This is a genomic window from Terrabacter sp. 01T434 (genome assembly GCF_056398545.1).
Window position 1 is genome coordinate 935,255 of sequence record NZ_JBFTPP010000001.1, and the last position, 13,970, is coordinate 949,224.

Genomic DNA, 13,970 nt, shown 5'->3' on the forward strand with positions numbered 1-13,970 from the left:
GGCGGGCCGTTCGCGTGTCCAGCGGGCGTCACGGGGTCGCGTCGTCGTCCACCCCGGAGCCCGTCCCCGAGGTGGACCGGCGGTAGCGCCCGGCCAGCCGCGGGTCCTGCTCCCACCACAGGCCGGAGCCGCCCGTGTCCGGGGACGCCGGCGTGGCCGCGCCGACCCCGCCGGTTGGGGAGGTCTCGTGGTGCGGCTGGACCGTCGCTGCCCGGGCATTCTCGTCCTCGAGGAGGTCGGAGGCGCGAGCGTCCCGCTCGTCGCTTCGCACCCACTCGAGGAAGACGGCAGCGATGACCGGCAGCCCCACCGACTCGGCCACGGCGAGCAGGGCGCCGCCACCCAGTCGCTGGTCGAGCAGCGGGTCCAGGCCGCTGACACCACTGGAGAAGCCGGGGTAGCCGGGGGAGAGCAGCGTCGTGGCAGTCATCACCACGATGCCGGGCACGGCGTCCAGCAGGCCGTCCACGAAGGCGAGGAAGGTGCGGACCGGTGGCGTGGCCCAGGCGGGCAGCAGGTCGTCGGCGAGCAGGGGCACGACGAAGATCAGCCCCGTGCCGAGGAGGACGAGGTCGAGCACGACGCCGGCGGCCGGCGAGGTGACGGAGCGGACGAACACCGGCGTCACGAAGACGAGGAGCAGCGTGCCGGTCGCGAGCAGGGTGCTCACCGCCGGGAAGGTGAGCACCCGGGCGACCCGCCCGTGGAGGACCCGCAGCAGGACGTGGTCCCCGTCAGGGTGCAGGCGCTGAAGCACGCCGACGGGGTCGCCGAGGGCGAGGCCGATCGGCGTCACCGTCGCCAGCACCCCGACCCGGAGGGCACCGAGCCAGAAGACGTCCGCCCGGAACACCGCCGGCGCACCGCAGGTGGCGTACGCGAGGGTGCCGACGCCGAGGACGGCGTAGAGGACGATGCGCCCCGCCGCCGGTCGCGAACCGGCACTGGCGGCGCGTCGCAAAAGAAGGGCGTAGGGCACCACCGCAAGCAGGCACAGCGCCAGACCCTCGGGGTCGGCGGTCCACGCCGTGAGCAGGTCGCTCGGGGTGAAGGTGCTCACCGCTGGTGGCGCCGCCCGACCTGTGGTGGGAGCGCGGCCGCCGTCATCGCGTGTTCCCCGTGTGGCCGAGCGAGAAACGGCCGGGTTGCGGCCAGACCAGCAGCCCGTGGGGGCCCGCGTCGGTGGGGATCCGCGCGATGAGGTGGCCGTCGCGCGTGTCGATGACGTAGACCTCCGCGCTGTAGCGTCCGCTCAGCCACAGCTGTGAGCCGTCAGCGGTGACCCCGCCCATGTCGGGAGTGGCGTGGCCCGGCAGCTTCCACGTCGTCGCGGGTCGGTCGGTCGCGGCGTCGAAGACGGTGATCGATCCCTCGTCGCGGTTGGAGACGAAGAGGCGGCGCGCATCCCGGGAGGGGTAGATGCCGTGGGCGCCCATGCCGGTCTGCACGAAGTGGTCGTAGGTGAAGGTGGCCGAGTTGATGAACCACACGCCGTTGCGCAGCATGTCGGCCACCATGAACCATCGGCCGTCCGGCGTCAGCCGCACGTCCTGCGGCATCGCCGTGGCGCCCTTGGCGAGCTCGTTTCGCGGACCACCCATGGGGCTGTTGGGGGGCGTCGCGCCCGGCGTCTTCACCTGGTTGAGGTCGATGACCTTCTCCACGTGCGTGGCCGCCGCGTCGACGACGACGAGACGGCCGCTGAACTCGCAGCTGGCGACGAACGTCTTGAGGTCGGCGGTGAAGTCGGCGTGGTTGACGCCCGCGCAGGTCGGCACGGCCAGCGACCGCACGAGCTTCATCGTGTGCGCGTCGCGCACGTCGATGGCCCGGAACCGCGAGGCCATGACGAGGGCGTACTTGCCGTCGGGGGTGAAGTAGAGGTTGTAGGGGTCGCGGACCGCGACCGGCCGGCCGACCTCTCCGGTGGCCGGATCGATGGGGGTGAGGGCATCGCCCTTGTCGGAGTTGACCCAGAGGCGGGTCATGTCCCAGCTGGGCACGACGTGCTCGGGCGAGCTCGGGACCCGGACGTGCTTGATGACGCGCCGCGTGTCGGGATCGATCACCTCGAGCGTTCCCGCCACCTGGTTCGGCACGTAGACCAGCCGTTTGGCGTGCAGCGCCGCGCCGGTGAGCGCGTTGGCGCCGGCGTGCGCGTAGGGCCCCTCGGGCGCCTCCGTCGTCGTGGCGGACCGCTGCTGGGCCCCACTCGTCGGGGTGGTGGTGGGCGTGACGGGACTGGACGTCCGGATGACCGAGGTCTGGGCCTCCGTGCCCGTCTGCGGGCTCGTGCACCCGCTGGCCGCGACGGAGAGCAGGGCGGCAGCGCCCACCACGAGAAAGAGGGAGCGGCCCGCTCGTGCCCCGGTCATGCGGCCAGCCTCGTCATGGTGACGGCATGGAGGCCGCGTGAGGCAAGACCGGCGAGGATGGTCGGCAGGGCCTGGATCGTCCCGGGGTGCCCCAGGTGCAGGCTGACGATGGATCCGGCGCGCACGGCGTCGAGCGTTCGCGCCGCGACGGCGGCGGAGCCCGGGTCCTGGTAGTCCGCGGGGTCGACGTCGAAGGAGATGCAGCGCGCGTAGCCGCTGGCACGGGCGGCCGCCCTGATCGTGGGCGTCGAGGTGGGCGTGCCCGAGGGACGGAACAGGTAGGGGGAGGACCCGTCGATCGCGGCGACGGCCTTCGCGCCCTTCTCGATCTCGGCCGTGGCCGCTGCCGCCGACAGCCGGGGGAGGGTCTGGTGCGACCAGGTGTGGTTGCCGAGGTCATGGCCTGCAGCCACGATGGCGCGACCGAGCTCCGGGTGATCCGAGAGCCACGTGCCCACGGCGAAGACCGTCACGTGGGCACCGTGATCGCTGAGGATCTGGAGCGCGAGATGCGTCAGCGCCGGGTCGCCCGCACCGTGGAAGGTCAGCGCCACGGCCGGGACCGACGAGCTGCCCTGCCGGATGTCGTCGCCCGGCGTGCGCAGCACAGCGGGAACCGAAGACGCCTGCGCCGGCGAGCTGGTCGGTGCCGACGTCCCGGGCTTGGGAGCCGAGGACGGGGCGGGGGCCGCAGGGCTGCCCGCAGTCGCGGACGAGGAGGGCTCCGGTCCATCGACCTCGGAACCGTTCGTCGAGCAGGCAGCGAGGCCGAGGCCGACCGCGGAGGCCAGACCGCCGCCGATCAGCGCCCGGCGACCGACAACATGAGACTCTTCAGACACCAGGGCATCATGGCCCAACGCGCTGAAGGTCGGCTGGGACCACGCCGTGCGGCCCCCGCGTTCGCGGGTCACAGGATCGCCGTCGCGATGTTCCACCCGGTGCTGACCAGGGACCGAGGACCCCAGCCGCCGGAACCGTTCCCCGGGTAGAGCCACAGCTGGCCGGACCCGTCGCGCCCCAGGAGGTCGGCAGCCCGGTCGCCGGTGAGGTCACCGGCGCCGACGATCGCCGTCATGACGTTCCAGCCCGATCCGACCCGGACCCGGGGTAAGAAGCCGCCGGAACCGTTCCCCGGGTAGAGCCACAGGTAGCCCGTCGAGCTCTCCCTCGCGAGGAGGTCGGCGCGACCGTCGCCGGTGAGGTCGCCGGGTCCGACGATCGCGCTCATGACGTTCCACCCGCGGCCGACGACCACAGGGGTGCGCCACCCGCCGGTGCCGGTCCCGGCGTAGAGGTAGAGGTTGCCGTCGCTCGTGCGACGCGCGAGGAGGTCGGCTCGCTGGTCCCCGGTGAAGTCACCGGGACCCACCACGGCGTTGAAGATGTTCCACCCACGACCCACCAGGACAGGCGGCAGGTTCCACCCTCCCGTGCCGTTCCCCTTGTAGAGCAGCAGGTCCCCGGTGGAGGTGACGCGGGCGACGACGTCGAGGGCGCCGTCACCGTTGAGGTCGCCGGCGGTGTCGATGAGGTTGAAGGCGTCCCAGCCCCTCCCGATCTCCACGCTGAGCGCGAGGGAGCCTCGACCGTCGCCGGCGTAGAGCCGCAGCGAACCCGAGCTCCAGCGGGCGAGCACGTCATTGCGCCAGTCCCCGTTGAAGTCGGCCGTGCTGTTGGAGAGCGAGGACGACGGCATCGGCAAGGACGTGAAGGCGTTGGTGCCGCACGTGCGGTCGTAGTCGCGCGTCGCGTCCCACCACTGGGACAGGTACACCGTTCCGCCGGAGAAACTTGCCTGGGTGCATCGGTCGAGCGCCTCGGTCGGGTAGTCGAGGCTGCCCGCAGTAGCCCAGACCGGCACGCCGGGGAGCCACCAGTCGCCCGTGACCGCCTGCCAGCCCGCCGCGTAGGAGTAGACGCCGTAGGCGTAGCCGGCCTCCCGCAGGCCGCGCATGAGGCCTTCGATGACGTACCGGTTATCGAGGCGCTGGGCAGCCGCGGTCGAGGGCCACGGCTGGGCGGGTCGCGGCTCGACGTCGACCCACACCACCGGCGGACGCCAGCCGACCTTCGCGAGGGAGCCGACGGCATACCTCGCCTCGGCGTAGCCGACGTTGGAGAGCTGGGCCGCGCGCGTCGTCGGGCGCCAGGGGCCGCTCGAGCCGTAGGCCGTCAGCTGGGCGGAGGTGGGGAAGCCGGCCATCGTGTAGGCCTGGGCGGCCTTGGACCGGTCACGGAACCACGTGACCTGGCTGGCGAGGCAAGGGTTCTCGGTGAAGGGCAGGCCCTTCGTCAGGCCGACGACGACGAACTGCGTCGACTCCGGCGGCATCGGCGCGCCGTATCCGCCGACCGCGGTCGGGCACTGCGGCCACGACACGTCGTTGCCGAAGAGGACCGCGGCCTGTGCGCCCGGTGCCACCCAGAGCCCCAGCGTCAGCCCGACGGCCATCAGGGGGACCAGGGCCAGACAGCGAAGCCGGCCCGGGATGCCGACGGTGGGCAGGCGCACGAACATGCGGATCACTTCCTCGGTCCCTTCCAGTGTGCGTCGGACTCCTCACTCCCCGTGGGGGAGTGTGACGCGCGAGTCCGTATGCCGTGTGCCAGGCCGGGTGCCCCACCTCCGGGGCCGAGTCGGCTCGTTAGGCTGGCCGGGTGAGCGACTCGACACCCCAGCCGTCCCGCGACACCAAGGTCGCCGTCATCGGAGCGAACGGCCGGATGGGGTCCGAGGCGGTGCGAGCCGTCGAGAGCGCTCCTGGCCTGTCCCTCGTCGGCGCCTACGGTTCCGGGGACGACCTCGGCGACCTCGGTGGGGCGGAGGTCGCGGTCGAGCTGACCGTCCCCGGCGCCTCCCCGGCCAACGTCGCCCACTGCGTCGAGCGGGGCGTCCACGCCGTCGTCGGCACCACCGGGTGGAACGACGCGCGGCTCGAGACCCTCCGCGCACAGCTCGCCGACGCACCTCCCGCTGCGACCGGCGCCGGGGTCGGAGTCCTCATCGCGCCGAACTTCGCCATCGGGGCGCTGCTCATGATGTCGTTCGCTGCCAAGGCCGCACCCTTCTTCGAGTCGGTGGAGGTCATCGAGCTGCACCACCCGGACAAGGTGGACGCCCCCTCCGGCACGGCCGCGCGCACCGCGGCGATGATCGGGCAGGCCCGGACCGCGGCCGGCTGCACACCTCCGCCGGACGCGACGACGCACGACCCCGACGGCGCCCGCGGCGCCCGGGTGGACGGCATACCCGTGCACTCCGTGAGGTTGCGGGGGCTCACGGCCCACCAGGAGGTGCTGCTCGGCAACGCGGGGGAGCTGCTGACGCTGCGACACGACTCGTGCGACCGGGTCAGCTTCATGCCGGGCGTCATCGCCGCGGTGCGCGCCGTGGGAGACCACCCCGGCCTGACCGTCGGGCTCGAGCACTACCTCGGACTGGCCTGAGCCGGTTCGAGCACCAGTCGAGTCTGCCGTGGCCATCCCGAAGGTCGTCCTCTTCTATGCGTTCCGTCCGCTCGCCGACCCCGAGGCTTTGCGCCTGTGGCAGCGCGACCTCTGCGAGGGCCTGGGCCTGCGCGGCCGGATCCTGCTGTCCGCACACGGGATCAACGCCACGGTCGGCGGCGACGTGGCGGTCCTCAAGACCTACGTCCGCAAGACGCGGGAGTATGCGCCGTTCCATGACATCGACGTGAAGTGGAGTGACGGGAGCCGGCTGGACGACCGGGGCCGCAGCCTGGACTTCCCGCGGCTGGTCGTCAAAGTCCGTGAGGAGCTCGTGTCGTTCGGGGTCCCCGACGAGGTCGTCGTGGACGCGCAGGGCGTCGTCGGTGGCGGCACCCGGCTGCGCCCCGAGGAGCTCGACGCGCTCGTCGCCGAGCGCGGTGACGAGGTGGTGCTCTTCGACGGACGCAACGCCGTCGAGGCACAGGTCGGGCGATTCCGGGGCGCAGTCGTGCCGGACATCCGGCGCACGAGCGACTTCGTCCGCGAGCTGGACGCGGGTCGCTGGGACGAGCTCAAGGGCCGTCCGGTCGTCACCTACTGCACGGGCGGCATCCGGTGCGAGGTGCTGACGAGCCTCATGCGCTCACGTGGCTTCGACGAGGTCTACCAGCTCGACGGGGGCATCGTGCGCTACGGCGAGGAGCGGGGAGACCGTGGGCTCTGGGAGGGTCACCTCTACGTCTTCGACGAGCGGATGACCGTGGGCTTCAGCGACGATGCCGTCCACCGGGCCGCCTGCCACGTCTGCGGCGCGCCGACGAGTCGCCTGCACAACCGCGAGGACCTGCCGGGGCGGCCGCTCCAGCCGGTGTGCGACGCCCACGCGTGAGCGTGAGCGTCGGCAGGGGTCGGAGCGCTCAGTCGTCGAGCAGCTCGGCCGGGGCGCGCATCCGCCAGGCGTCCGTGACGAGCTCGGCGAGCCGGTCGGTGTCGACCTGCTCGAGACGGAGCATGACGAGCGGGGCGCCGTCGTAGGCGGGCGTCGTGAAGAAGCGCTCCGGCTCCCCGAGCACGAGGGCCTGCTTCTCGGCCTCGTCGCCGACGTAGAGCACCGCGATGTCGGTGCGGATGACCCGTCGCTGCCCCGGGCGCCGCTCGGGCCAGGACCACACGAAGCCCTTGTTGCCGACCCGGAAGTCGAAGCCGTCGCTGGCCATCTCCTCGACCCCGGGCAGCGCCAGGGCCAGGCGACGGACGTCGTCGGCGTCGGCCATCGGCTCAGGCCCAGCCCAGGGCCCGCAGCACGGCTGCGGTGGCGGCGCCCAACGCGACGACGACGATGAACGGCGCACGCAGCAGGAGCGCCACCACCGCGACCGCCACGGCGACGGCGCGGGCATCGAGCACGAGGGCGCCGCCCGCCCCGGTGAACGCCTGGGTGGCGACCAGTGCGGCCAGCAGCGCGATGGGCAGCGCGCCCGTGATCCGCCGCACGCGCGGGGCGTCGAGCAGGTGAGCAGGCACGAGGTGGCCGGCGAGCTTGAGCGCGAAGGCGATGCCGGCGGCGAGCAGCAGGGAGGTCCACAGGCTCACGGCGCCTCCCTCCGCGGCGTCCGCCAGGCCAGGAGCGAGGCGGCTGCCGCCGCGACGACGGGAATGCCGGGCGGCATCGTCGGCGACAGCACGACCGCCACGACGGCGCCCACGACGGCGATGGCGACCGCGTCCCGGTTGCGCAGTCGCGGCCACAGCAGGGCGGTGAACGCGGCACAGGCCGCGGCATCGAGTCCGTAGGTGCGCGGGTCGCCGATGAGGTTGCCGATGAGGGCCCCGGCGAGGGTGGTGAGGTTCCACAGAGCGAATACCGTCAGGCCGGTGACCCAGAAGCCGAGGCGGGAGGTGCGCGCGTCGTCCTGGGCCACGGCCACGGCGGTGGACTCGTCGATGGTCAGATGGGCCGCGGCAACCCGGCGTGGCCCGCGTGCCCCGAGCAGGTGCGTCAGCTCCAGGGCGTAGAGGCCGTTGCGGATGCCGAGCATCGAGGACGCCGCGATCGCCGCCGGCGCAGCGTGCAGCCCGTTGGCGATGATGCCGACGAAGGCGAACTGCGAGCCGCCGGTGAACATCAGCAGCGACAGCGCCATCGCCTGCCACGTGTCCAGCCCGGCAGCGACGGCGAGCGCCCCGAAGCTGATGCCGTAGGCGCCGGTCGCGACGCCCACCGACAGCGCCTGGCGCACGACGGTGCGCCGTGCCCCCGGGTCAGCGGTGCCGAAGTCTGCCGCCGCGGTCACGCCCGCTCCAGGTCCTCGCCGTCCACGCCGTCCCCGCCGTCCCCGCCGTCCTCGGCGTCGACAACGGCCGCCGACAGGCGGATCTCACCGGTGGTGCCACCGTCCTGCGCCACCACTCGCTCGCGGTGCGCGCCGTCTGCCACCATGCCGGCGGCGGTGAGGAAGCCCCGCGTGGAGTCGTCGCTGGCCAGCACCCACGCGGCGAGCTCGGACCGGCCACGGGCGCGCGTCGTGTCGACGACCGCGTGCAGCAACCGTGAGCCGTGCCCCTGGCGCCGCGCTTCGGGGTGCACCCCGAGCACGAGCAGCTCGGCCGTGCCGGGATCGGCGTCGGCGTCGTTGGAGGCGCCGACCGCCGCGAACCCGACGACCTGCTCGCCCGCGCAGGCGACGAGCAGCACGCCGTCGCCGGACTGCGCGCCCTCGAGCGTCGCGCGCCAGGCGTTCCCGAAGGCCCGCGGCTCGAACGTCGCGAGGACCTCGGGTGCGAGCGTGGCGGCATACGCCTCCCGGAAGACGACGGCCTGCACCAGCCCCACGGCGGGGGCGTCCGAGACGCGGGCGACCCGGACCGACGCGTCGGCGACGGGCCCGCGCTCGTGCCCGTGGTCGTGCCCGTGGTCGTGCTGATGTCCATTCGCGTGCTCGTGTGCCACACCGGCATCCTCTCAGGCGAGGACGGGCCCGTTGTCCGCCCCGGCCCACCCCGGCTTTGGACGCCCCCCGTCCCATCTCGCATACTGGACTCATGTATGGCAACGACGTCATCGACCCGAACGAACCGCTGAACGCGGCCGAGACCGACGCCTATGACGCGTCGGCGGTGCACGAGGACCAGCGAGACACGGTCGGGAACGACTTCGACGCCCTCATCGCAGCCGATCAGCGCATCGAACCGCGCGATGCGATGCCCGACACGTACCGCGAGACCCTGATCCGCCAGATCGCCCAGCACGCGCACTCCGAGATCATCGGCATGCAGCCCGAGGGCAACTGGATCACCCGCGCCCCGTCGCTGCGCCGCAAGGCGATCCTCATCGCCAAGGTCCAGGACGAGGCCGGGCACGGGCTCTACCTCTACTCGGCCGCCGAGACGCTCGGCATCGACCGGCAGGAGCTGCTCGACCGACTGCACAGCGGCCAGCAGAAGTACTCCTCGATCTTCAACTACCCGACGCTGACGTGGGCCGACTGCGGCGCCATCGGCTGGCTCGTCGACGGCGCGGCGATCATGAACCAGGTGCCGCTCTGCCGGTGCTCCTACGGCCCCTACGCCCGCGCCATGATCCGGGTCTGCAAGGAGGAGTCCTTCCACCAGCGGCAGGGCTTCGAGATCCTCTGGAACCTCATGCGCGGCACCGAGGCCCAGCAGGCGATGGCCCAGGACGCTGCCAACCGGTGGTGGTGGCCCGCGCTCGCGATGTTCGGCCCGCCCGACACCGGCGAGGCTGCCACCAAGGGTGGTCACACCGAACAGTCGATGGCGTGGGGCATCAAGCGCTTCAGCAACGACGACCTGCGCCAGAAGTTCGTCGACATGATGGTCCCGCAGGCCGAGAAGCTCGGCATCGTCCTGCCCGACCCCCAGCTGCGCTGGAACGAGGAGCGCGGCCACTACGACTTCGGCGAGATCGACTGGGACGAGTTCTGGCAGGTGCTGCGCGGTGACGGCCCCTGCAACGCCGAGCGCATCGAGCACCGCCGCCGCGCCCACGACGAGGGCGCCTGGGTCCGCGAGGCGGCCAACGCGTACGCCGCCAAGCACCCCGCCAAGCACGAGGAGAGTGCCGCGTGAGCGGAGTCGACACCACGCCGACGAGTGCGACGACCCCGGCGCCGCCGGCGACGCCGGCGCCGGACGTGACACCGTCCGAGCGCAGCTGGCCGCTGTGGGAGGTCTTCGTGCGCGGGAAGCGCGGACTGTCGCACGTGCACGTGGGGTCCCTCCACGCGCCGGACGCCGAGCTCGCCCTGCGCAACGCCCGCGACGTCTACACCCGGCGCCAGGAGGGCGTCTCGATCTGGGTCGTCAAGGCCGACGACGTCACCGCGAGCAGTCCGTCCGAGAAGGACTCGTTCTTCGACCCGGCCGGCGACAAGATCTACCGGCACCCGACGTTCTACGACGTGCCCGAGGATGTCGAGTACCTATGAGCGACCATGTGACCGAGGCTGCGACCTCCGCCTCGGAGTCCGCGCAGCGCGAGCCCCTGCCGGGCGCCGCCGAGAACACCGGCGCCGACCCCGGCTCGAAGCCGTATGCCGGCTACCTCCTCGGCCTCGCCGACGACGCGATGGTCTACGCCCAGCGTCTGGGCGAGTGGATGACGAATGCCCCGCAGATCGAGGAGGACATGGCGCTCGGCAACATCGCGCTCGACCTTCTGGGCCAGGCGCGCGGCCTCTACCCCTACGTCGGCTCGATCGACGGTACCGGGCGCGGCGAGGACGACTTCGCCATGCTGCGCGACGAGCGCGAGTGGCACAACGTCCACCTCGTCGAGCAGGAGCGCGGCGACTTCGCCGACGAGATGGCCCGGTTGCTGTGGTTCTCGGCCTACCAGGTCGAGCTCCACACGGCCCTGACCGGATCGACCGACGACGTCGTCGCGGGCGTCTCGGGCAAGGCGCTCAAGGAGGTGCGCTACCACCTCGACCACGCCTCGCTCTGGGTCGTGCGCCTCGGTGACGGGACCGAGGAGTCCTCCCGCCGCATGCAGGCCGCCCTCGACCGCGTGCTGCCCTACCTCGCGGAGCTCTTCGACGACGACGAAGCGTCGGTGCTCGCCGCACGTCTCGGCGCCGGCGTGCTGCCCTCGACCCTGCACCAGGCTGTCGTCGACCGGGTCGCGCGCGTCGTCGAGCAGGCGACCCTGACGCTGCCCGACGGGTCACGGTGGCGCTCGCGGGGCGGCCGTGCCGGCATCCACTCGCGGCCCATGGGATACCTCCTCGCCGAGATGCAGCACATCGCGCGCTCCCACCCCGGCGCGACGTGGTGAGTGTCGTGGCGGCGGAATCTGCTGTCGCACAGGTGATCTCGCGCATCCCGGACCCCGAGGTGCCGGTCATCAGCATCGCCGACCTGGGCATCCTCCGGTCGGTCGACGTCGACGAGCAAGCGCACACGGTCGTGGTGACGATCACCCCCACCTACAGCGGATGCCCCGCCATGGAGGCCATCGCGTCCCGCATCGTCTTCGAGTCCGCTCGCCAGGGGTATGCGGCCGACGTGCACACCCAGCTGTCGCCGGCGTGGACGACCGACTGGATGAGCGACGAGGGCCGAGCAGCTCTGCAGCGGTTCGGGATCGCCCCGCCCGGGCCGGTGCCGACGGGCGAGGCGCACGGCCCGGTCGCCGTGACCCTCAGCCGTCACGTCGTCGCGTGCCCACACTGCGGGTCCACCGACACCTCCGAGATCGCCCACTTCGGTTCGACCGCCTGCAAGGCCCTGCGCCGGTGCAACGCGTGCCTCGAGCCCTTCGACGAGTTCAAGGCCATCTGAATGACCGACGTCACCACCCCGGCCGCGGCCGAGCTCTCTTCGACCACGCCGACCGCCGCCGCCGCGCGCCACCGGGCGCGCTTCCATCCCCTCGCCGTCTCCTCGGTCGAGCGGTTGACGGAGGACGCGGTCGCCGTGACCTTCGCCGTGCCGGGGGAGCTCGTCGACGAGTTCGCGTTCGAGCCCGGGCAGCACCTGACGCTCCGCGCGACGATCAACGGCGAGGACGTGCGACAGTCCTACTCGATCTGCCAGTCACGTCGCGCCGACCCCGCCGGGCGTCGACTCCGGGTCGCCGCCGCGCGCGTGCCCGAGGGCCGGATGTCGAACTGGCTCAACGACGTCGTCTCGCCCGGCGACGTCGTCGAGGTCATGACCCCGCAGGGTTCCTTCACGTGCGCGACCCGGGCGGACGGCATACGCCATCACGTCGCGATCGCCGCCGGCTCCGGGATCACGCCGGTGCTCTCGCTGCTGACGAGCGCCCTGGAGGACGAGCCCGGTTCGCGCGCGACGCTGCTCTTCGGCAACCGGCGCACGAGCTCGATCATGTTCCTCGAGGAGCTCGAGGACCTCAAGAACCGCTTCCCCGGCCGCTTCCACCTGATCAACGTGCTGTCGCGCGAGGCCCAGGACGTCGAGCTCTTCCACGGTCGGCTCGACACCGAGCGCCTCGCGACGATCTTCGGCTCGCTCCTGCCGGTCGGGTCGGTCGACGAGTGGTACCTCTGCGGACCGTTCGGCATGGTCACCGGTGCGGAGGCGTTGCTGACGGGACGCGGCGTCGACCCGCGCCACATCCACCACGAGATCTTCCACGTCGCCGACGGGACCGAACCGAAGCGCAAGGTCGTCGTCGACGCCGGCGCGCCGCCCGAGGCCACGGTCACCGTCAACCTCGACGGGCGCACGACGGTCATCCCGATGCCGAGCCGCGAGGAGACGATCCTCGACGCGACCCTGCGGGCCCGGCCCGATGCGCCCTTCTCGTGCACCAACGGCGTGTGTGGCACCTGCCGCGCGCGACTCGTGTCGGGTGAGGTGCGGATGGACCGCAACTACGCGCTGGAGCCCGAGGAGGTGGCTGCCGGCATCGTGCTCGCCTGCCAGAGCCACCCGGTCACCGACGCGGTCAGCCTCGACTACGACGCCTGACGCCGGGTCTCACCAGCGCTGTGTGCACTAATCGGCGTCCTGGCCCCGACCGGTGCACACACGACGGTGAGTCACGCCGCCTTCCGCCCCACGATCGTGCAGTCTCGCCGCCTGCACGGCACGACTGATCCCGTCCAGCCGCGGGCACGCAGCAGCTCGCCGAGCTCCGCCGCCAGGTCACACGGAGTCACGGCGACGTCGGACCAGAACGCCCGGACCGTCAACAGGCCATGTCGCGCCGACTTCCGGTCTCGTATACCGTCGGGGTCGCGGACCCGGGCGCCCCACCCCTCGTGCCCGAGCCTGCCGTCCACCTCGAGCACGAGCTGCTCGGCGAGGTAGAGGTTGTCGCACCGCCTGCGCTCGCCGAGGTGGTACTGACGCAGCGCCGTCGGTAGTCCGTGGGCCCGCTCGACATCGCGGATGAAGCGCACCTCCGCCGGGCTCTCGGCTCCCGCGCCGACGTCGGCGAGGCACTCGCGGAGCAGGGCCCGATGCGTCTGGTCGGGGCGTTCCTGTAGGGCCGCCGCGAGACGGGCTTCGTCAGTGAGCCGACGCTGGCAGGCGAGCGTCGCGAGACCGAGCACCCGGTCGAGGGGCGTCCGCATGCCGAGGTCGAGGACGGTGTGCGGGACGGTGGTGCGGTGGGGCCACGCCCAGTCGTCGACCCGGTCGGCGAATCGCCTCGACCGCGTGACCTGGATGCCGGCACGGGTGCTCGCCCTCCGCCCGGCCGGCACCACCACGTGGACCGCGTCCGGCTCGCGCCGTTCCAAACCCCACGCCAAGGCCGCGCTGGGTCCGGCAAGCGCCACCGGGGTCCCGACGAAGAGCAGCGCTGCGACAGCGCGGACCTCCCAGTCGTCGCGACCCGGCAGCGTCAGGTAGACCCCCGGATGGGGCGCGGCCCAGCGGCCGGAGGTCACCGCCCAGCGGATGGCCTCGTCGCTGATGCCGGCGCGGTGCGCCTGAACCCGGGTGAGCAGACCCGCCTGACCGCCAACCTGGGCGCGTAGCCGCGGCAACTGCTCCAGGACCCGGTCGGCGCGCATGTGCCCAGCGTGCCGAGGTTGGCGTGCGAACGGCCCCAGTCATCCACACCGGAGACTCCGGGGGAGGCGCTGTGTGCACCAGTCGTTGCCAGGACCCCGATCTCTGCACACAGCGTCGAAGCGCCGGGCGCGC

At 72.5% G+C, this 13,970-nt stretch carries 16 protein-coding genes; 7 read left to right on the forward strand and 9 right to left on the reverse strand.

Annotated features, from left to right (window positions below; genetic code table 11):
* Positions 1-28: 28 nt before the first annotated feature.
* From AC1DIW_RS04430 to AC1DIW_RS04445, 4 genes are all read right to left on the reverse strand, one after another.
* The gene (locus AC1DIW_RS04430; protein ID WP_478106600.1) at positions 29-1,060 is read right to left on the reverse strand and encodes a cytochrome c oxidase assembly protein; all 1,032 of its coding nucleotides are present in this window, start codon (positions 1,058-1,060) and stop codon (positions 29-31) included.
* A 43-nt stretch (positions 1,061-1,103) separates the two neighbouring features.
* The gene (locus AC1DIW_RS04435) at positions 1,104-2,375 is read right to left on the reverse strand and encodes a YncE family protein (protein ID WP_478106601.1); all 1,272 of its coding nucleotides are present in this window, start codon (positions 2,373-2,375) and stop codon (positions 1,104-1,106) included.
* Complete coding sequence (locus AC1DIW_RS04440; protein WP_478106602.1) at positions 2,372-2,983, reverse strand: polysaccharide deacetylase family protein; 612 nt, start codon at positions 2,981-2,983, stop codon at positions 2,372-2,374. Before AC1DIW_RS04440 ends, AC1DIW_RS04435 begins: the two co-directional genes overlap by 4 nt.
* 302 nt (positions 2,984-3,285) lie before the next feature.
* The gene (locus tag AC1DIW_RS04445) at positions 3,286-4,896 is read right to left on the reverse strand and encodes an FG-GAP repeat domain-containing protein (protein ID WP_478106711.1); all 1,611 of its coding nucleotides are present in this window, start codon (positions 4,894-4,896) and stop codon (positions 3,286-3,288) included.
* Between the two features lie 140 nt (positions 4,897-5,036).
* Here AC1DIW_RS04445 and dapB point away from each other — a divergent pair, with 140 nt between their 5' ends.
* A complete protein-coding gene (gene dapB / locus AC1DIW_RS04450) occupies positions 5,037-5,825 on the forward strand; it encodes a 4-hydroxy-tetrahydrodipicolinate reductase (protein WP_478106603.1) in 789 nt (262 codons plus the stop codon).
* Positions 5,826-5,853: 28 nt separating this feature from the next.
* The gene (trhO, locus tag AC1DIW_RS04455; protein WP_478106604.1) at positions 5,854-6,717 is read left to right on the forward strand and encodes an oxygen-dependent tRNA uridine(34) hydroxylase TrhO; all 864 of its coding nucleotides are present in this window, start codon (positions 5,854-5,856) and stop codon (positions 6,715-6,717) included.
* A gap of 28 nt (positions 6,718-6,745) precedes the next feature.
* On the opposite strand, the gene AC1DIW_RS04460 is transcribed toward trhO, so the two are convergent.
* Genes AC1DIW_RS04460 through AC1DIW_RS04475 form a run of 4 tightly spaced genes read right to left on the reverse strand, consistent with a single transcriptional unit; the run spans position 6,746 to position 8,778 of the window.
* Complete coding sequence (locus AC1DIW_RS04460) at positions 6,746-7,102, reverse strand: MmcQ/YjbR family DNA-binding protein (protein WP_478106605.1); 357 nt, start codon at positions 7,100-7,102, stop codon at positions 6,746-6,748.
* Between the two features lie 4 nt (positions 7,103-7,106).
* Complete coding sequence (locus AC1DIW_RS04465) at positions 7,107-7,421, reverse strand: AzlD domain-containing protein (RefSeq protein ID WP_478106606.1); 315 nt, start codon at positions 7,419-7,421, stop codon at positions 7,107-7,109.
* Positions 7,418-8,122: an AzlC family ABC transporter permease gene (locus AC1DIW_RS04470; protein ID WP_478106607.1), complete on the reverse strand. Its 705-nt coding sequence runs from the start codon at positions 8,120-8,122 to the stop codon at positions 7,418-7,420. Before AC1DIW_RS04470 ends, AC1DIW_RS04465 begins: the two co-directional genes overlap by 4 nt.
* The gene (locus tag AC1DIW_RS04475) at positions 8,119-8,778 is read right to left on the reverse strand and encodes an N-acetyltransferase family protein (protein ID WP_478106608.1); all 660 of its coding nucleotides are present in this window, start codon (positions 8,776-8,778) and stop codon (positions 8,119-8,121) included. Before AC1DIW_RS04475 ends, AC1DIW_RS04470 begins: the two co-directional genes overlap by 4 nt.
* A 92-nt stretch (positions 8,779-8,870) precedes the next feature.
* Between AC1DIW_RS04475 and paaA the strand changes: the two genes are divergently transcribed.
* The 5 genes from paaA to paaE are packed head-to-tail and all read left to right on the forward strand — an operon-like array spanning position 8,871 to position 12,785.
* Positions 8,871-9,917, forward strand: a complete 1,047-nt coding sequence (gene paaA, locus AC1DIW_RS04480; RefSeq protein ID WP_478106609.1) for a 1,2-phenylacetyl-CoA epoxidase subunit PaaA — start codon at positions 8,871-8,873, stop codon at positions 9,915-9,917.
* On the forward strand, positions 9,914-10,276 hold the full coding sequence (paaB, locus tag AC1DIW_RS04485) for a 1,2-phenylacetyl-CoA epoxidase subunit PaaB (protein ID WP_478106610.1): 363 nt from the start codon (positions 9,914-9,916) through the stop codon (positions 10,274-10,276). Before paaA ends, paaB begins: the two co-directional genes overlap by 4 nt.
* A complete protein-coding gene (paaC, locus tag AC1DIW_RS04490) occupies positions 10,273-11,124 on the forward strand; it encodes a 1,2-phenylacetyl-CoA epoxidase subunit PaaC (RefSeq protein ID WP_478106611.1) in 852 nt (283 codons plus the stop codon). The genes paaB and paaC overlap by 4 nt, the downstream gene beginning before the upstream one ends.
* Positions 11,118-11,630 (forward strand): 1,2-phenylacetyl-CoA epoxidase subunit PaaD, encoded by a 513-nt coding sequence (paaD, locus tag AC1DIW_RS04495; protein WP_442279037.1) that lies wholly within the window; start codon positions 11,118-11,120, stop codon positions 11,628-11,630. The genes paaC and paaD overlap by 7 nt, the downstream gene beginning before the upstream one ends.
* Positions 11,631-12,785 carry a 1,2-phenylacetyl-CoA epoxidase subunit PaaE gene (paaE, locus tag AC1DIW_RS04500; RefSeq protein WP_478106612.1) on the forward strand — a complete coding sequence of 385 codons (1,155 nt, stop codon included), beginning with the start codon at positions 11,631-11,633 and terminating at the stop codon, positions 12,783-12,785.
* 71 nt (positions 12,786-12,856) lie between these two features.
* Here paaE and AC1DIW_RS04505 read toward each other — a convergent pair whose 3' ends face one another.
* On the reverse strand, positions 12,857-13,837 hold the full coding sequence (locus tag AC1DIW_RS04505; protein WP_478106613.1) for a type IV toxin-antitoxin system AbiEi family antitoxin domain-containing protein: 981 nt from the start codon (positions 13,835-13,837) through the stop codon (positions 12,857-12,859).
* Between the last annotated feature and the right edge of the window lie 133 nt (positions 13,838-13,970).

Coding starts and splice junctions, on each gene's coding strand:
- paaC (WP_478106611.1), top strand. CDS start 10,273: ATGAGCGACCATGTGACCGAGGCTGCGACCTCCGCCTCGGAGTCCGCG.
- AC1DIW_RS04460 (WP_478106605.1), bottom strand. CDS start 7,102: ATGGCCGACGCCGACGACGTCCGTCGCCTGGCCCTGGCGCTGCCCGGG.
- AC1DIW_RS04505 (WP_478106613.1), bottom strand. CDS start 13,837: ATGCGCGCCGACCGGGTCCTGGAGCAGTTGCCGCGGCTACGCGCCCAG.
- paaA (WP_478106609.1), top strand. CDS start 8,871: ATGTATGGCAACGACGTCATCGACCCGAACGAACCGCTGAACGCGGCC.
- AC1DIW_RS04435 (WP_478106601.1), bottom strand. CDS start 2,375: ATGACCGGGGCACGAGCGGGCCGCTCCCTCTTTCTCGTGGTGGGCGCT.
- AC1DIW_RS04445 (WP_478106711.1), bottom strand. CDS start 4,896: ATGTTCGTGCGCCTGCCCACCGTCGGCATCCCGGGCCGGCTTCGCTGT.
- paaE (WP_478106612.1), top strand. CDS start 11,631: ATGACCGACGTCACCACCCCGGCCGCGGCCGAGCTCTCTTCGACCACG.